Genomic DNA, 17300 nt, shown 5'->3' with positions numbered 1-17300 from the left:
GCCGCTGGTCGGGCGGCCTATCGGCTATCGGTCCCCGAAAATCGTGCGGTGCCAGTCCTTGCGGACCACCGCGGTGTTGTCGAACATCACGTGCTTGATCTGCGTGTACTCCTCGAAGGAGTACGCGGACATGTCCTTGCCGTAGCCGGAGGCCTTGTATCCGCCGTGCGGCATCTCGCTCAGGATCGGGATGTGGTCGTTGACCCACACGCAGCCCGCCTTGATCTCGCGGGTCGCCCGGTTGGCGCGGAACACGTCGCGGCTCCAGGCGGAGGCGGCGAGTCCGTAGGGGGTGTCGTTGGCGAGCCTGATCCCTTCGTCGTCGGAGTCGAACGGCAGCACCACGAGAACGGGCCCGAAGATCTCGGACTGCACGATCTCGCTGTCCTGGGCGGCGTCGGCGATGAGAGTGGGCTTGTAGAACGCCCCGGGGTGGTCGAGCGCCTCGCCGCCGGTGACCACGCGCGCGTAGGAGCGTGCCCGGTCGACGAAACCGGCGACGCGGTCGCGGTGGACATGCGAGATGAGCGGCCCGAGGTCGGTGTCATCGGCGAAGGGATCACCGAGCCGGACGCTCTCCATGAGCTCGGCCACGCCCTCCACGAAGGCGTCGTACAGCGGACGTTGCACGTACGCGCGCGTGGCGGCCGTGCAGTCCTGCCCGGTGTTGATGAGCGCGCCCGCGACCGCGCCGTGCACGGCGGCTTCGAGATCGGCGTCATCGAAGACGACGAACGGCGCCTTGCCACCCAACTCCAGGTGCAGCCGCTTCACGGTGGAGGTGGCGATCTCGGCGACGCGCTTGCCGACGCCGGTGGACCCGGTGAAGGAGGTCATGGCGACGTCGGGGTGCCCGACGAGCCGCTCTCCGGCATCCCGCCCGGCCCCGCTGACGATGTTGACGACACCGTCGGGGATGCCCGCCTCGGTGGCCGCCTGCGCGAAGAGCAGCGAGGTGAAGGGGGTGAGCTCGGCGGGCTTGAGGACGATCGTGTTCCCCGCGGCGATGGCCGGGAGCACCTTCCAGGCGGCCATCTGGAGGGGGTAGTTCCAGGGGGCGATGGAGCCGACGACACCGATGGGCTCACGCCGTACGTACGAGGTGTGGTCGCCGGAGTACTCGCCGGCCGACTGGCCCTGGAGGTGCCGGGCGGCGCCCGCGAAGAAGGCCGCGTTGTCGACAGTGCCGGGTACGTCGAATTCCCGGCTGAGCTTGATGGGCTTGCCGCACTGGAGCGACTCGGCCTGCGCGAACTCCTCGGCGCGCTCGGCCAGTACGCCCGCGAAGCGGTGCATGGCGTCGGAGCGCTCGCCGGGGGTCGCGCCGGCCCACTCGGGGAAGGCGTGCGCGGCCGCGCTGACGGCGGCGTCGACGTCCTTCTCGCCCGCGAGTTCGTACCGGTGGATCTCGTCGCCGGTGGCCGGGTCGACGACGGCGTGGGAGCGCCCCGAGGTGCCCTTGGTCAGCCGTCCCGCGATGTACTGCGCGCCTTCCGCGAAGTGGTCCTGCGCCTGGAAGTTGTGCATGACGCTCTCCTCCGCCGTCGTCCCCCGTTCCCGGGGGTCGGCGTAGCTCCAGATCGATTTGAGTGCCGATCCTGACAGAGCAGTGGTACTCCAACAAGTGATTCCGTTGTTGCCTTTTGGTTACGCGACGGAATCTGTCGACCAGGTGTCGAGTCCTCCTGGAAAACCCAGGACGGAATGTCAGTGGTGCGTGCCAAAATCGCATGCATGACGAAGATCGACTCAGTGGACGCGCTGGTCCGCGCGGTGCGTACGGGGGAACGGGTCAAGTATCTGCACTTCTGGGGGCACACCCCGCGGCGGGACGGGACGCTCGGTTCGAGCTGCCTGAGCCAGTGGTGGCTGTCGCCGTTCACCGTGGACGGCGTGGAGTACGGGACGGCCGAGCACTGGATGATGGCCGCCAAGGCCCGCCTCTTCTCCGACGCGGAGGCCGAGGCGGCGGTCCTGGCCTCGCGTACGCCCGCCGAGGCGAAGAAGGCGGGGCGGCTTGTGAGGGGCTTCGACGAGGCGATATGGGAGCGCGAGCGGTTCGGCATCGTGGTCGAGGGCAGCGTGCACAAGTTCGCGTCCACGCCCGCGCTCTCGTCCTTCCTGGTCGGTACGGGGTCGCGGGTACTGGTCGAGGCGAGCCCCATGGACCGGATCTGGGGCGTGGGCCTGGCGGCCGATGACGAGCGGATCCAGGACCCGGAGAGGTGGCTCGGCCCGAACTTGCTGGGCTTCGCACTGATGGAGGCACGGGAGCGTCTCCGCTAGCGGGGGCTTGGCGGCACGCCTCGCGACGGGGCGCGGTCCTTTTCTGGCGGGGGCTTGGCAAGGACGGTTCAGGGCCCCGCGGTCGCGGCGGCCGAATAGCTGCCGCCCTCCGAAGCCGACCCGTCCTCCTCCAACGCATCGTCCGGCACCACGATCAGCACGACCAGCAGGGCCCCGCCCAGCACGATGCCCGCGGCCCCGCAGATGATCCCGGCCAGCGCCTGTCCGGGGTTCGTCGCCTCGCCTCGCCGCGCCCTGCCACGCGCGATCGCCCCGAAGATGATCGCCAGGATGCCGAGCACGATCGCCAGGGGCCACAGGCAGAAGAGGGCTGCCGAGACGATCCCGAGGACCAGCGCGGCCACGCCCATCCCGTTCGCGGGCGCCATCGGCATCGCGGGCCAGCCGTATCCGGGAGGGCCCTGCCCCTGGTGGCCCGGGTAGCCGGGATATCCGGGGTAGCCCTGCGGCCCCGGCCCGGGAGCTCCGCCGCCCTGCGGCCCCGGCCCGGGAAACCCGGGGTAGCCGTAGGGCACCTGCCCCGGCCCCTCCGGCCCGATCGGAGGCGGCGGCACCGGCTCACCCTGGCCAGCCACACCTCCCGGAGGCGGAGACGGTGCCGGAAACGGTGCTGGAGACGCAGGAGCGGGCGCTGCCCACGGGTCCTGCTTCTCCAGCGGCACCCCTCCCGCCGCGTCCTCCGGCGGAGCCCAGGGATCACGCCCCTCGGACCCGCCCGGCCCTGCCGACCCCTCGGACATCTCGCGTCACCTCTTTCATACGTTCCGTCATGCTACGGCCACCGCCTGGGCCGCGGACCCGCCACTTACGATGATCCTGACCCACCGATCAGCCGATCAATTCCGTTCCTGGGGAGGAAACCGTGACCGACCACCGCACCGCAGACCAGCCACGTGACCCGCATGCCTTCATCGCAGGACTGCCCAAGGCAGAACTGCACGTGCACCATGTCGGCTCGGCATCTCCCCGCATCGTCTCGGCCCTCTCCGCCCGGCACCCCGACTCCAAGGTGCCCACGGACATCGAGGCGCTCGCCGACTTCTTCACGTTCACGGACTTCGCCCACTTCGTCCAGGTGTATCTGTCGGTCGTGGACCTGGTCCGCACCCCGGACGACGTACGCCTGCTCACGTACGAGATCGCCCGTGACATGGCCCGGCAGAACATCCGCTACGCCGAGCTGACCGTCACCCCCTACAGCTCCGTGCGGCGCGGCATCGACGACCGCGCCTTCATGGACGCCATAGAGGACGCCCGCAAGTCGGCCGAGGCGGACCTCGGTGTCGTACTGCGCTGGTGCTTCGACATCCCCGGCGAGGCGGGGCTCGAATCCGCCGAGGAGACGGTCCGGCTCGCGACCACCGACAAGCTGCGCCCCGAGGGCCTGGTCTCCTTCGGGCTCGGCGGGCCCGAGATCGGCGTACCGCGGCCGCAGTTCAAGCCGTACTTCGACCGTGCCATCGCCGCGGGCCTGCACTCCGTGCCGCACGCGGGCGAGACCACCGGGCCCGGCACCATCTGGGACGCCCTCACCGATCTGCGCGCCGAGCGCATCGGCCACGGCACCAGCGCCGCCCAGGACCCGAAGCTCCTCGCCCACCTGGCCGAGCAGCGCATCCCGCTCGAGGTCTGCCCGACGTCGAACATCGCGACACGCGCCGTCGCCACCCTCGACGAGCACCCGATCAAGCAGTTCGTCGCCGCCGGGGTCCCGGTCACCATCAACTCCGACGATCCGCCGATGTTCAGCACCGACCTCAACAACGAGTACGCGATCGCCGCCCGCCTCCTCGACCTCGACGAGCGGGGCATCGCGGACCTGGCGAAGAACGCCGCCGACGCGTCGTTCCTCGACCCGGCGGGCAAGGCGAAGCTCGTCGAGGAGATCGACACGTACACGCGGACCTGGCTCGCCCCCTAGCGCGGCAGCACAATGGGCCCATGCGCACCGTGACAGCCGTGGCCCACCGAGGCGATCCCTACCGCGTCCGCGAGAACACCCTCCCGTCCCTGCGCTCCGCGCTCGACCGGGGCGCGGACGCGGTGGAGATCGACGTCCGTCTCAGCCGTGACGGCGTGCCCGTCCTGCTGCACGACGCGACCCTCAAACGCCTGTGGGAACTCGATCGCCCCTTGTCCGTGCTCTCCGCGGACGAGGTGCGCGGCCTCACGGAGGACGGCGTGCCCACCCTGGAGGACGCCGTGGCGGCGACCGAAGGCCACCGGCTCATGGTGGATCTGCCGGACGCCACACCGGAGTCCGTGCGCGCGGTCGTCGGGGCCGTCGCCGACTGCGGGGCGTCGGAGCGCGTGTACTACTGCGCGGGCGCCCGGACGATGCTCGCGGTGCGGGCGGCGGATCCCGCCGCCGAGATCGCCCTGACCTGGACGAGCCTGGCCCCGCCGCGCCACGCCGTGCTCGAGGCGATCAAGCCGCGCTGGCTCAACTACCGCTTCTCGCTGCTCGGCCGCGAGCTGGTCACGCGGGTGCAGCGGCAGGGGCTGCTCGTCTCGGCCTGGACGCCGGACACGAGGCGTTCGATGCGGCGGCTCATCGACATCGGCGTCGACGCGATCACGACCAACCGCGTCGACACGCTGCACGCGCTGCGCGCTCGGGACATGCGGCCGGACGGCGCGCTCTCGTAGCCGAACGGTTTCCTCAACTAGCTTGTGGTGCATGGGGAACAGCGACGACCACAAGCGCGAAGAGCCGCTCTTCGTGTACGAGCGCGACGAACGGGGCTATCGCGGCCATCGCCTCAATCCACGGCACCCAGTAGGCCGCATGCTGACCATCGCGCTCCTGGTCGGCATCGTCCTCGTCATCCTGCTCATGGCGAAATAACGGGGACGGCCCCGGGGAGGGGGACGGCGCCGGCCTCGGCCCGCGGGGCACCCGCGGCATACGCGAGGGGCGGCGCGATGGCCCGCGCGTCCGCCCCTCCCCCACCTAGAGCCCAATGAACAGCGCCGCCTCGCCTCCACCGGACCGGCCCGGACCAGGCCGCCCGCGGCGAACGGCACACACCCGGCGTCCCTCACGAGTTCCCGTACGGCGTCCAGCGCACACGCGTCGTCCCCGCACACCGTGACCGCCGGCGTCCTGCCGTCGAAGACCGGCGGGTCCATCCGCCACACGTCCACGTGGCAGAGGGTGAACACCTTGACGACACGCGCTCCGGGCGCGGCGCCGACGTCCCGTCGCGCGGCCGACGGGGGCCGCCCCCGGCGAGCAGGACGAAGCCGCCCCCCCTAGGGGACGACCCTTCAACACCCCTGATCCGCGTAGGTGTTGACCCCTCTGGTTTCACCGGGCCCTCATCCTCCCCAGTGAGGATCCGCCCGGCCCACGGGCTCACCAGGATGGACGGCACACCTTCCGCGCCGCAGCCCTCCTGGAGTCGCACCGTGCCGTTCCGCGCTCGTACCGCTCTCGCCGCCGCCCTCGTCATCGGCCTCACCGGCGCCGCTGCCGCCCCCGCCCTGGCACAGGCACACACCCCGCCCGCGGCGGTCTCCTCTCAAGGGCCCGCGCCGGACGGCAAGGCCCTGCGCGCCGCGATCAAGGGCCTCCCCAACGCCGACGCGACCGCCGCCTTGGTCCGCGTCGGCGGCACGGACGGGACCTGGCGCGGAAGTTCCGGCGTACATGACCTGGTGACGGGGAGAAAGGCCGACCCGCACGGGCGTTTCCGCGCCGGATCGACGACCAAGATCGTGACGGCAGCCGTGGCGCTGCAGCTGGCCGCCGAGGGCGAACTGGACCTCGACAAGCCGGTGCAGCACTACATGCCGGAGCTGTTCCCGAAGCAGCAGGACCGGGAGCAGCAGGGCCCGAAGAAGAAGTTCGAGCCCATCCCCGTGCGCAGCCTCCTCAACTACACCAGCGGCTTGCGGTCGGGTGACGGCTTCGACGACGAATACGCCCACCGCTTCGACACGTTGGCCTACCGGAAAGTCGTCGCGTCGGCCATCTCCAAGGGGCCCCAGCACGACCCCGGCGACGAGCAGCACTACCGCAACATCGGCTACACCGTGCTCGGCATGCTCATCGAGCGGGTCACCGGGGACTCGTACGCCCATCAGGCCGCGCAGCGAATCTTCAAGCCGCTGCACATGCGCGACACCTACTTCCCCGGGACCGAGCTCCGCATCCGCGGTCCGCACAACCGCGGTTACCAGAGCGTCAAGCAGCCGGACGGCACCACCCGGCTCGTCGACGTCACCGAGTGGGATCAGTACGACCGCTTCGCGGCGGGCGACATGATCTCCTCCACCGCCGACCTGGAGGCCTTCACCCAGGCGCTGTTCGACGGAAAGGTCCTGCGCGAGCCCCAGTTGAGGGAGATGTTCACTCTGCCGAAGCTGGCGCAGGGCGTCCCCGACGCCATGTTCGGCGCGGGGCTCCAGCGGATGGAACTGGACGACGGCACGGTGGTCTGGCTCAAGACCGGCTCCCGCTACGGCTACACGAACATGATCGCCTCCACCGAGAACGGCACACGGACCCTCGCCTACTCGGTGAACGCGACCGACGCCAAGGGGGAGGGCATGAACCCGATCGCCGAGCGGATCGCCCTGACGGCCATGAAGCGGGGCTGAGCTGTGGCAGGGGTCGAGCCGGGGGCGCGAGGCCCTCCGCGCCTACGCGACGCCCGTCATGCTCGCGAACACCGTCACGTTGTTGGGGTAGTAGTTGCGGTCCGCGTCGAACTCCCCGCCGCAGGTGATCAGGCGCAGCCCGGCGTGGTCGATGTTCTTGTACACCTCCAGGGTGGGGAACTCCTTCTTCGGATACTCCTCGACGCGGTCCACCGCGAAGGTGGCGGTCCTGCCGTCCTCGCGTGTGACCTCGATCGTGTCCCCGGCCTTCATCGTCTTCAGCTTCTTGAAGACGGCGTCCGCGCCGTCCCAGGTCACGTGGCCCGCGATCACCGCCGGGCCCTTGGAGCCGGGGGTGGGGCCCGGTTCGTACCAGCCCGCCAGATCGGGGTCCTTCGGCGTCGTCATCGCCCCGCCCCCGCCCTGCCCGAGCGTCTCCAGCGCGCTGGACACCCCCAGGGAGGGAATGGCGACGCGTTGCGGAACCGACCGGGCCAGGGTCTCGGGGGCGTCCTTGCCCGATCCGTCCGACGGCGTGGGGTCGTCGCCCGCCGTACCGTCCTCCGCCGTTCCGTCCCCCGCCGCGCTCTGGCGGGGAGGGGCCGGCGCGGCGGCAGTGTCGTCCGGGCCCGCGCACGCGGTGAGCACCAGGGCCGCCGCGACGGCGGCGATCGCGGCCGCGGAGGCACGCCGGACCCCGGTCCACGCCCGCCAGGCCGAGCGGCTCACGCGGCGTCCCCGGTCTTCGCGACCGCGGCCGGGGCTGGGGCTGGGGCCGGGGCCGGGGTCGGGGTCGGGGTCATCATGCGCCGCCTGGCGAGCACCAGTGTCCCGGCGGCGGCCACCGCCGCGGCCCCGGCGGCCCCGGCGGCCCCGGTCACAACCCCGGTGGACGTACGGTCCTCCACGCCCCCGCCGGTCTCGACCCCGCCGATGGGAACGGATCCGACGGCCGCGCCCTTGACCACACCGCAGTTGGTCGGAGCGGTGGCCTCCTGGGGAAGCTTCGGGTCGAGCTCGCTCTTGCCCGCGCCCTCGAAGTCGTACTTGCCGTTGTCGTTGGGGTCGATGCCGTGCTGCACGATGTGCAGGTCCTTGATGTGTTCGACCACGTCCTGCCCCACGGTGATGGTGCGCTTGTAGGAGACCTTGCCCTGCGCGTCGGCCACCGGCATCCGGTCCACGGCGAGGCCGCTGGCCGCGTCGGTGGCCCCGGACTCTGTCAGCGAGATGTTGATGTCGCCGTAGTGGACGGTGGCCTCGGTGTTGTTGAGGACGCCGTCGCCGTTGGTGTCGTCACCGTCGTCCGGGCACTGGAAGTCGTGCCCGTCGGTGGAACCGTGCAGGTGCTGCGCCGACGGCTGCCCCGGCACCAGGCCCTCGGACTTGATCCACACGGTCAGCGCGTTCCCGCGCAGGCTCAGCAGGGCTGTCCCCGTGGAGCCGGAGTCGTTCAGCGGCGCCAGGTCGATCTGGTAGGCCGGGGGGTCCGCCGCGAACACCGGGGACGAGACGACCACGGTGAGGAGAGCGGCGGGCAGAGCGGCGAGCCCCACGAGAAGGCCGGTTCGCTTGATCATCAAGTTCGTCCTTTTCCGCGGCACCCGGACGGAGGGCCGCACGAGCCATGCAGTTACCTATGAAACGGAACGGGACTCGTGGGTGTTCAAATCCGATAGGACGGAGTCATGGCCATGGCGGCCGAGTGGAACTGGGAGAGCGGCGAGGGCCTGCTGGGCCTCGACGACCCCGCCGAGTGGGACGCGGCGTACGACCGCGGCGAGCGCAGCCTCGGCACGGCAGCCATCGGCCTGGCCTTCAACTGCACGCTGGCGGAGGCCTCCCCCCGCATCATCCGGGCGATGCAGCTGCCGGACCACGGTCAGCGGGGGTTCGCGTACACCGCGGCCGGCACCGCGGCCCGCCTCAACAACGCACTCACCCCGGAGCTGTACGCCGCCCTGCGGGCGGAGGGTCATCGCGGCCTGGCCGAGAACGCGGTGGACGACACACTGACGTTCGTGCCGTTCCGGGAGCTGCCGCCATGGTTCAAGTGGCGGAGGGCCGCGTCAAAGGTGCAGGACAAGCTGGAGACTTGGCGCCTGAACGTCACGTACACGTCTGAGGGCATCCGCAGGGCCCTGCACCGCCGCCTGCGCCGGCGCCGTTCACGACACTGACGGAAGGAAGCATGGCCATGGCGGCCGAGTGGAACTGGGAGAGCGGCGAGGGCCTGCTGGGCCTCGACGACCCCGCCGAGTGGGACGCGGCGTACGACCGCGGCGAGCGCAGCCTCGGCACGGCAGCCATCGGCCTGGCCTTCAACTGCACGCTGCGGGAGGCGTCGCCGCGCATCGTCAAGGCGATGCGGCTGGCGGACCACGGTCAGCGGGGGTTCGGCTTCACCGCGGCAGGCCATGCCGCCCGGCTCAACGGTGAGCTGACCCCGGAGCTGTTCGCCGCGCTGCACGCCGAGGGCCCCGGCGGCTTCGCCGAGCACGCCCTCAGGGACACCCTGGGCTTCGTGCCGTTCCGGCAGCTTCCCCTCTGGTTCAAGTGGCAGAAGGTGCGGATCACCGTCACGGACAAGCTGGAGTATTGGGGAATGCTGTGCGAGGACGGGTTCGAAGCCGTCCGGAAGGCTCTGCGCCGACGCAGAGCCTGAGCAGCGGCGACAACGGCACCCTTACAACCCCGCGATCGCGTTCCACCGCTTCGCGAAATCCGTCCGTTCCTCCGACGTGATGTCCCGCGCGATCGCGAGCCGCTTCCGCATCGCGTCGTCCGGGAAGATCAGCGGGTCCTCGGCGAGCGCGGCCAGTTCCTTGTCCTTGGACGAGGCGAGGATGTCGCGAGCCGCGGGGACCGGGCAGACGTAGTTCACCCAGGCCGCAAGCTCCGCAGCCACCTCAGGCTCGTAGTAGTAGTCGATGAGCCGCTCCGCGTTCTGCTTGTGGCGGGCCAGGTTCGGGATCATCAGGGATTCCGCCCAGAGTTCCGCGCCCTCCTCGGGGACGACGAACTCGATGTCCGGGTCGTCCGCCTGGAGCTGGATGACGTCGCCGCTGTAGGCCTGGCACGCCAGGACGTCGCCACTCGACAAGTCCTTGATGTAGTCGTTGCCGGTGAAGCGGCGGATGTGCTTCGAGGCCACGAGCTTCTCCACCCGGTCGCACACCGCGTGGAAGTCGTCGGCCTTCCACTTGGTGATGTCGACGCCTTCGCCCTGCATGAGGAGCGCGAACGACTCGTCGAGGCCGGACAGCAGCGTGACCTTGCCCTTGAGGTCGTCGGCCCACAGGTCGGAGACCTGCTTGATCTCCCGGCCCAGCCTGCGCTTGTTGTACGCGATGCCGGTGATGCCCGACTGCCAGGGCACGGTGTGCTTGCGCCCCGGGTCGAAGTGCGGCGAACGCAGCAGCGGGTCCAGGTACTTGGTGACGTTCGGCTGCCGCGCGCGGTCCATCTCCTGGACCCAGCCGAGCCGCACGAAGCGCGCGCACATCCAGTCGCTGATGACGATGAGGTCGCGGCCGGTCTCCTGGTGGTTCATCAGGGACGGGCTGATCTTGCCGAAGAACTCGTCGTTGTCGTTGATCTCCTCCGTGTAGCGGACGTCGATGCCGGTCCGCTTCTCGAAGGCGTCGAGCGAGGGCCGCTTCGTCGTGTCATCGTCGTCGGTGTCGATGTAGAGCGGCCAGTTGGCGAAGGTCAGCGTCTTGTCCTGCCGCGAGCGGTCCCCGGCGGCGCGCTCGCCGGGTCCTATGTACGCCGCGGGCACGCCGCAGCCCGCGAGCGCGCCGACGGCCGCCCCGCCGCCGAGGGCACGCAGCAGGGACCGGCGGGAGACCGACGGGCGGGAGACCGACGGGCGGGAGGCCGACCGGCGGGAGACTGAGGAGGCACTGGGGTTCGCTCGCACCCCGGCAGCATGCGCCTGCGTGTCACGTACAGGCAATGGACGCTGCGTCGAGCCGGGCGGCCCCGAACCGACACCCTGTCGATCGGAGGTGGGCCCTCCTCACGCCGGTGCCAGCCACCCCGACAGATCCCCCGCCGTGATCCGCTCCAGCGGCGAGGCGTCGACCGGCCCCGGGTAGAGGCGGTACGCCGTGCCGGACGCGACCTCGGACGCCCCCTCCAACTCCCCGTGCAGCAGCGCCAGAAGGGCCCGGCGCCCCGACAACACCGGCTCGGCCCGCAGCTCGTCCGGCTCCCAGCCCGCACGGATCCGCAGCGCGAAGTCGGCGCGCGGCTCGTCGGCGGCACGGCGGTAACCCCACAGGACGTGCCCACGGCCGCGCACGTACACGGGGCCTTCGGTACGGGCCGCCGCCGCCCAGCAGGCGAGGTCCCACAGGGTGGCCCTGCCGCACGGCTGGAAGGTGTCGAGCAGGTCGTTGCCCATGCGGCCGAGCTGCTTGCGGTAGCGCCATACGTCGTGATTGCCGTCGCCCGTGGCGAGGGTGACGTCCGTCCACCAGGCGCGGCGCGTCCGCAGATCGACGATCATCGGCACGCGCAGCGCCGCGTCGCCCGCGAGGTCGAAGCGCTGGCGGACGGTACGCGGGTCGTAGACCGCACGGGCCTTGCCCTCCACCGCCATGAACCCCGCGAAGGCGTCCGGGAGTTCATCGAAGGGGACGTTGTTGTACGAGAGGACCGCGGGCACCACGAAGCGCACCCCCACATCGGCCAGCCGCGGCAGGTCGAGGTCCAGGTACTCGGTCGCGCCGCTCGGGGCGGGCGCCGCCGTGAAGTCCCCGGAGTGCCGGGCGGCGCCGCCCGCGTACGTCAGGTGCGTGTAGTCGCACAGGCCGATGAAGCGCCACAGGTCGTCGTAGAGCGCGACGGACAGGTCGAGGTCGACGCGCACACCCTTCGGCTGCATCCAGTGCAGGAAGAGCCGCACGTTCTCGCTGTCCGCGGGCATGGGCAGCGAACTGCCGCGCGGCACGGCGACCAGCGACGCCGCCGACGCCCGCTCGGCGAACGGCACCGGCAGATCGTCGAGCGCGGCATCCAGGACGGCGACGTCGTACCGCTCGCCCTCCGGGCCCGCGGCGATCCGCCGCACCGCCTCCGCCTCGATCAGCTCACCGGCACGCCCCGCCACCCGGGGCGGCAGCGGCGGCCGGTCGTCGTCGACCGCGTACGCCCGGGTGACGCGTCCGCGCGGGAAGAAGACGCGGCGGTGCCCCGGCTCGGCACGGACCTTCATGCGGCCGTACGCCCCGAGCAGCGGCCCGGGTCCCGAGCGGGGCAGCACGTCCGCGAGCGCCTCGCCCACCGGCTCCGGCAGCGTCTCGGCGCCCGACCGGGCCAGCAACAGGTCCAGACGGCGCAGGAGTTCACCGGGGCGCTCGCGCAGCAGTCCGGCCGCTGCCGTGGTGTCCCAGCGGCCGATGGCCTCCTCGACGCGCCCCTGCCAGGTGGAGATCCGCAGCCGGTCACCTGCCATACGGACGTCCTCGTGGCGTGCGGCCTCGGCAAGCAGCACCTCAGAGAGCGCGGTGTCACCGATGCGGGTCCCGCGCAGGACGGCGAAGGCGAGCGCCACGCGCGCGTGTCGGTGGGCCTGCTCGAAGGGGTGCAGGATCTCGCCGACCCGCTTCCAGGCGTGCGGGTTGCGGTCCATGTCCTCGGCGAGCCGCCGCAGGTCGAACCCGTCGAGCAGGGCGAGGAGTTCACGGCGTACGGGACGCGGAAGCCCACGCAGGCGGGGCAGTTCGAGCAGGTCGGGGTCGCCCCCGGACCGTACGACGAGGATGCGCAGCACATCGGTGGCGGTGTCGGCGTGCTCCCCCACGAGCGCGCGTACGTCCGGCACGTCGAGCAGCGGCGCGAGGGCGAGCGCCTTGCTCTCGCGCAGGGGGATGTCGGCCGGAAGCCAGTCGGCGGCGTCGGCCGGGTCCAGATGCCGCAGGAGCAGCACCAGGTCGTCGTGGTCCTGGGGGTTGAGGGGCGTACGGCGGGCGAGCAGCGCGGCGAGTTCGGCCGAAGCGTCACCCGGCGCCGCGAGGCCCAGCGCGCGCAGAACCTCGCCGCCGTCACCGCCGAGCCCCACGCCGGTATCGAGCCAGGGATCGGTGGGCCCGTCCGTCTCGTAGCGGTTCTCGCAGATCGGGCAGGCGTACCAGACGCAGCAGTCGTCGCAGCAGCCCGTGTCCAGTTCCTTGCGGTGGCAGTCGTCGCACAGCAGATGCGCACACGGCTTGAGCGCGCGGACGCGCGCCTTGGTGCCCGCACAGTTCATGCAGGGCTGGTGCGGCTGGGCGGCGAGGTGTTCGACGACGAGGGAGGTGTAGCGGTCGTACGCGGGCTGGTACGCGATCTCGTCGGGGAAGCGCCGGAACAGCGGGGCATGGTGACGGTCGGAGCCCATCAGCGCGTCGACGTCGGCGAGCAGCTTCACGCCGGTCGCAGCGAGGCCGGGGACGGACAGAGCGGTCAGCGCGCGGCGCAGCCGGGCGGTCAACAGGTGCCCGCGGTCGGCGAGTTCGGCTTCGAGGACGACCACGCCGGCGTCGGTCTCAGCGGACCGTCCGGCGCCGGAGGGTACGTGCACACTCTGCCGGCGGCGCAGCAGCAGCGCCGCGAGATCGTCGGCCGTCGTCATCATCAGGTCCCACCCCCGTAGGTACAGAAAAGGCGGGGGCGGAGAGTGCGTGCGCTACGGATCTTTTACAGAGATGAGAAAGAAGGAAGCACACAACGGAGCCGCCCCCGCGCACCTGACGGTACGCGGGGGCGGTGGGGCCAGGCATCCCAATTAGCCCAGGGACGAGGAGGCTTAACCCTCGATGGACGTCATGACGTGCTTGATGCGCGTGTAGTCGTCGAAGCCGTACGCCGAGAGGTCCTTGCCGTAGCCGGACTTCTTGAAGCCGCCGTGCGGCATCTCCGCGACCAGCGGGATGTGCGTGTTGATCCAGACGCAGCCGAAGTCGAGGACCTTGGACATGCGCATGGCGCGCGCGTGGTTCTGCGTCCAGACCGAGGAGGCCAGGGCGTAGTCCACGCCGTTCGCGTACGAGACGGCCTGCTCCTCGTCCGTGAAGGACTGGACGGTGATGACCGGGCCGAAGACCTCGTTCTGGATGATCTCGTCGTCCTGCTTGAGGCCCGAGACGACGGTCGGGGCGTAGAAGAAGCCCTTCTCGCCGACCCGTTGACCGCCCGCCTCGACCTTGGCGTGCGCCGGGAGGCGGTCGATGAAGCCGGATACCTGCTTCAGCTGGTTGGCGTTGTTGAGCGGGCCGAAGAGCACGTCCTCGTCGTCCGGCTGGCCGGTCTTCGTGTCGGCCGCGGCCTTGGCGAGCGCGGTCACGAACTCGTCGTGGATGGACTCGTGGACGAGCACGCGCGTGGCGGCCGTACAGTCCTGGCCCGCGTTGAAGAAGCCCGCCACCGAGATGTCCTCGACGGCCTTGGCGAGGTCGGCGTCCTCGAAGACGACGACCGGCGCCTTGCCGCCGAGCTCCAGGTGGACCCGCTTGAGGTCCTTGGAGGCGGACTCGGCGACCTGCATGCCGGCGCGCACGGAGCCGGTGATGGAGGCCATCGCCGGGGTGTTGTGCTCGACCATCGCGCGGCCGGTGTCACGGTCGCCGCAGACGACGTTGAAGACGCCCTTGGGGACGATCGAGCCGATGATCTCGGCCATCAGGACGGTCGACGCGGGGGTCGTGTCCGAGGGCTTGAGGACGACGGTGTTGCCCGCGGCGAGCGCCGGGGCGAACTTCCATACGCCCATCATCATCGGGTAGTTCCAGGGCGCGACCTGCGCGCAGACGCCGATCGGCTCGCGGCGGATGATGGAGGTCAAACCCTCCATGTACTCGCCGGCCGCGCGGCCTTCGAGCATCCGGGCCGCGCCCGCGAAGAAGCGGATCTGGTCGACCATGGGCGGGATTTCCTCGGACCGCGTGAGGCCGGTCGGCTTGCCCGTGTTCTCGACCTCGGCAGCGATGAGCTCCTCGGCGCGCTCCTCGAACGCGTCGGCGATCTTCAGCAGGGCCTTCTGGCGCTCGGCGGGCGTCAGGTCACGCCAGGCGGGGAACGCGGCGGCGGCCGCGTCCATGGCGGCGTCGACGTCGGCCTGCCCCGACAGGGGCGCGGTGGCGTAGGACTCGCCGTTGGCGGGGTTGACCACCTCGGTGGTCCGCCCGTCGGCGGCGTCCCGGAATTCTCCGTCGATGTAGTTACGCAGACGGCGCAGCTCGGTGGTCACTTCCGGCCCTCCAGTCAGATGTCCAGTGGATGAGATACCCACCCTAGTCGTTGTACCGACGCTTTCAACATACCCGGAGCCCTAGAACTGCGAAATCCGTGACGATCGAACCCGTAGACAACGAATTTCATCGATCTGACCTTGCGGAACTGTCGAGTCCTGTGCACCATGGGGTCGTGGCCAGTCGCAGCGCAGATTCCAGCAGTTCCCGACACGGGAACGGTTCTTCGTCCATCGACGCCGTCTCCCTGGCGATCATCGAACAGCTTCAGGAGGACGGACGCCGTCCGTACGCCGCCATCGGCAAGGCCGTGGGCCTTTCCGAAGCGGCCGTGCGCCAACGCGTCCAGAAGCTGCTCGATCAGGGCGTGATGCAGATCGTCGCCGTCACGGACCCGCTCACCGTGGGTTTCCGGCGCCAGGCGATGGTCGGCATCAACGTCGAGGGCGACCTGGATCCCGTCGCGGAGGCGCTGACGGCCATGGCCGAGTGTGAGTACGTGGTGATGACCGCGGGCTCCTTCGACCTGATGGTGGAGGTCGTCTGCGAGGACGACGACCACCTTCTCGACGTGATCAACAAGCGCATCCGCGCCCTCCCCGGCGTGCGCTCCACCGAGAGCTTCGTCTATCTGAAGCTCAAGAAGCAGACCTATATGTGGGGAACCCGATAGCCGTGAGCAAGGACCTCAGCCAAACCGCGTACGACCACTTGTGGATGCACTTCACCCGCATGTCGGACTACGAGAACGCACCCGTGCCCACCATCGTGCGTGGCGAGGGCACCTACATCTACGACGACAAGGGCAAGAAGTACCTGGACGGCCTCTCCGGGCTGTTCGTGGTCAACGCGGGCCACGGCCGTCACGAGCTCGCCGAGACCGCCTACAAGCAGGCGCAGGAGCTGGCCTTCTTCCCGGTGTGGAGCTACGCCCACCCGAAGGCCGTCGAGCTGGCGGAACGTTTGGCCAACCACGCGCCCGGCGACCTCAACAAGGTCTTCTTCACCACCGGTGGCGGCGAGGCCGTCGAGACCGCGTGGAAGCTGGCGAAGCAGTACCACAAGCTCACCGGCAACCACACGAAGTACAAGGTCATCTCGCGCGCGGTCGCCTACCACGGCACCCCGCAGGGCGCCCTGTCCATCACCGGTCTGCCCGCGCTCAAGGCCCCCTTCGAGCCGCTCGTCCCGGGCGCGCACAAGGTGCCGAACACGAACATCTACCGCGCCCCGATCCACGGCGACGACCCCGAGGCCTTCGGCCGCTGGGCCGCCGACCAGATCGAGCAGGAGATCCTCTTCGAGGGCCCCGAGACGGTCGCCGCCGTGTTCCTGGAGCCGGTACAGAACGCGGGCGGCTGCTTCCCGCCCCCGCCCGGGTACTTCCAGCGCGTACGCGAGATCTGCGACAAGTACGACGTGCTGCTCGTCTCGGACGAGGTCATCTGCGCCTTCGGCCGCCTCGGCACGATGTTCGCCTGTGACAAGTTCGGCTACGTCCCGGACATGATCACCTGCGCCAAGGGCATGACCTCGGGCTACTCCCCGATCGGCGCCTGCATCATCTCGGACAAGCTCGCCGAGCCGTTCTACAAGGGCGACAACACCTTCCTGCACGGCTACACCTTCGGCGGCCACCCGGTCTCCGCCGCGGTCGGCATCGCCAACCTCGACATCTTCGAGAAGGAGGGTCTCAACCAGCACGTCCTCGACAACGAGGACGCGTTCTACCAGACCCTGCGCAAGCTGCACGACCTGCCGATCGTCGGCGACGTCCGCGGCAACGGCTTCTTCTACGGCATCGAGCTCGTGAAGGACAAGGACACCAAGGAGACGTTCAACGACGAGGAGACCGAGCGCGTCCTGTACGGCTTCCTCTCCAAGGCGCTGTACGAGAACGGCCTGTACTGCCGCGCCGACGACCGTGGCGACCCGGTCGTCCAGCTCGCCCCGCCGCTGATCTCCACCCAGGAGACCTTCGACGAGATCGAGGGCATCCTGCGCCACGTCCTCACGGAGGCGTGGACGAAGCTCTGATCCCTGGGACCCATGGGGCTTCTTACGGCTCCGCAGGGACCCATAGTGTGATCGAGTGATCAACACCGGCCCCGGGGGCGCCCGTTCGAGTGAGAACGGACGCCCCCGGGCCGCGTC

The 17300-nt window shown here is 70.3% G+C and carries 15 protein-coding genes and 2 pseudogenes; 9 read left to right on the top strand and 8 right to left on the bottom strand.

All coding sequences use genetic code 11. The features are described 5' to 3' along the window. Positions 1–24 precede the first annotated feature (24 nt). Complete coding sequence (locus tag ACZ5U5_RS37630) at positions 25–1527, bottom strand: gamma-aminobutyraldehyde dehydrogenase (RefSeq protein ID WP_469030922.1); 1503 nt, start codon at positions 1525–1527, stop codon at positions 25–27. A gap of 177 nt (positions 1528–1704) precedes the next feature. On the opposite strand from ACZ5U5_RS37630, the gene ACZ5U5_RS37625 reads away from it, so the two are divergent. Beyond that, positions 1705–2286: an NADAR family protein gene (locus ACZ5U5_RS37625; protein ID WP_469030921.1), complete on the top strand. Its 582-nt coding sequence runs from the start codon at positions 1705–1707 to the stop codon at positions 2284–2286. 68 nt (positions 2287–2354) lie between these two features. Here the strand turns inward: ACZ5U5_RS37625 and ACZ5U5_RS37620 are convergent, their stop codons facing one another. Further along, entirely contained in the window at positions 2355–2861 is a 507-nt protein-coding gene (locus tag ACZ5U5_RS37620; RefSeq protein ID WP_469030919.1) for a DUF4190 domain-containing protein, read from the bottom strand. Between the two features lie 231 nt (positions 2862–3092). Here ACZ5U5_RS37620 and ACZ5U5_RS37615 point away from each other — a divergent pair. The 3 genes and pseudogenes from ACZ5U5_RS37615 to ACZ5U5_RS37605 all read left to right on the top strand — a co-directional run bounded on the left by ACZ5U5_RS37615 (position 3093) and on the right by ACZ5U5_RS37605 (position 5155). Beyond that, a pseudogene (locus tag ACZ5U5_RS37615) lies at positions 3093–4228 on the top strand (adenosine deaminase). Positions 4229–4248: 20 nt separating this feature from the next. Next, positions 4249–4956, top strand: coding sequence for a glycerophosphodiester phosphodiesterase (locus ACZ5U5_RS37610; RefSeq protein ID WP_469030918.1), 708 nt, complete (start codon positions 4249–4251; stop codon positions 4954–4956). Positions 4957–4987: 31 nt separating this feature from the next. After that, positions 4988–5155, top strand: coding sequence for a hypothetical protein (locus ACZ5U5_RS37605; RefSeq protein ID WP_469030916.1), 168 nt, complete (start codon positions 4988–4990; stop codon positions 5153–5155). Here ACZ5U5_RS37605 and ACZ5U5_RS37600 read toward each other — a convergent pair. Then, positions 5142–5573: pseudogene (locus ACZ5U5_RS37600) on the bottom strand (NAD(P)-binding domain-containing protein); the annotation flags it as partial. The gene ACZ5U5_RS37605 and the pseudogene ACZ5U5_RS37600 sit on opposite strands and share 14 nt — an antisense overlap. A 145-nt stretch (positions 5574–5718) precedes the next feature. Here ACZ5U5_RS37600 and ACZ5U5_RS37595 point away from each other — a divergent pair. Continuing rightward, positions 5719–6912 (top strand): serine hydrolase domain-containing protein, encoded by a 1194-nt coding sequence (locus ACZ5U5_RS37595; protein ID WP_469030915.1) that lies wholly within the window; start codon positions 5719–5721, stop codon positions 6910–6912. A 42-nt stretch (positions 6913–6954) separates the two neighbouring features. Here ACZ5U5_RS37595 and ACZ5U5_RS37590 read toward each other — a convergent pair whose 3' ends face one another. Both ACZ5U5_RS37590 and ACZ5U5_RS37585 read right to left on the bottom strand, forming a co-directional pair. Beyond that, positions 6955–7641 (bottom strand): class F sortase, encoded by a 687-nt coding sequence (locus ACZ5U5_RS37590; RefSeq protein WP_469030914.1) that lies wholly within the window; start codon positions 7639–7641, stop codon positions 6955–6957. Then, positions 7638–8495 (bottom strand): hypothetical protein, encoded by an 858-nt coding sequence (locus tag ACZ5U5_RS37585; protein WP_469030912.1) that lies wholly within the window; start codon positions 8493–8495, stop codon positions 7638–7640. The genes ACZ5U5_RS37590 and ACZ5U5_RS37585 overlap by 4 nt, the downstream gene beginning before the upstream one ends. 105 nt (positions 8496–8600) lie before the next feature. Between ACZ5U5_RS37585 and ACZ5U5_RS37580 the strand changes: the two genes are divergently transcribed. After that, entirely contained in the window at positions 8601–9092 is a 492-nt protein-coding gene (locus ACZ5U5_RS37580; protein WP_469030911.1) for a hypothetical protein, read from the top strand. Positions 9093–9109: 17 nt separating this feature from the next. Further along, positions 9110–9577, top strand: a complete 468-nt coding sequence (locus tag ACZ5U5_RS37575; RefSeq protein ID WP_469030910.1) for a hypothetical protein — start codon at positions 9110–9112, stop codon at positions 9575–9577. A 21-nt stretch (positions 9578–9598) separates the two neighbouring features. Here ACZ5U5_RS37575 and ACZ5U5_RS37570 read toward each other — a convergent pair whose 3' ends face one another. The 3 genes from ACZ5U5_RS37570 to ACZ5U5_RS37560 all read right to left on the bottom strand — a co-directional run bounded on the left by ACZ5U5_RS37570 (position 9599) and on the right by ACZ5U5_RS37560 (position 15145). Further along, positions 9599–10747, bottom strand: a complete 1149-nt coding sequence (locus ACZ5U5_RS37570; RefSeq protein ID WP_469031031.1) for a polyamine ABC transporter substrate-binding protein — start codon at positions 10745–10747, stop codon at positions 9599–9601. Positions 10748–10933: 186 nt separating this feature from the next. Beyond that, positions 10934–13534 carry an MXAN_6230/SCO0854 family RING domain-containing protein gene (locus ACZ5U5_RS37565; protein WP_469030908.1) on the bottom strand — a complete coding sequence of 867 codons (2601 nt, stop codon included), beginning with the start codon at positions 13532–13534 and terminating at the stop codon, positions 10934–10936. Positions 13535–13705: 171 nt separating this feature from the next. Further along, positions 13706–15145 (bottom strand): gamma-aminobutyraldehyde dehydrogenase, encoded by a 1440-nt coding sequence (locus ACZ5U5_RS37560; protein WP_469030907.1) that lies wholly within the window; start codon positions 15143–15145, stop codon positions 13706–13708. A gap of 161 nt (positions 15146–15306) precedes the next feature. Here ACZ5U5_RS37560 and ACZ5U5_RS37555 point away from each other — a divergent pair, with 161 nt between their 5' ends. Both ACZ5U5_RS37555 and ACZ5U5_RS37550 read left to right on the top strand, forming a co-directional pair. Continuing rightward, positions 15307–15819 carry an Lrp/AsnC family transcriptional regulator gene (locus ACZ5U5_RS37555; RefSeq protein WP_367049304.1) on the top strand — a complete coding sequence of 171 codons (513 nt, stop codon included), beginning with the start codon at positions 15307–15309 and terminating at the stop codon, positions 15817–15819. Continuing rightward, positions 15804–17183 carry an aspartate aminotransferase family protein gene (locus ACZ5U5_RS37550; protein WP_453443544.1) on the top strand — a complete coding sequence of 460 codons (1380 nt, stop codon included), beginning with the start codon at positions 15804–15806 and terminating at the stop codon, positions 17181–17183. Before ACZ5U5_RS37555 ends, ACZ5U5_RS37550 begins: the two co-directional genes overlap by 16 nt. Positions 17184–17300: the final 117 nt, after the last annotated feature.

The organism is Streptomyces sp. NPDC033177, from assembly GCF_055577715.1.
This window is presented reverse-complemented; position numbering and strand designations above follow the sequence as displayed.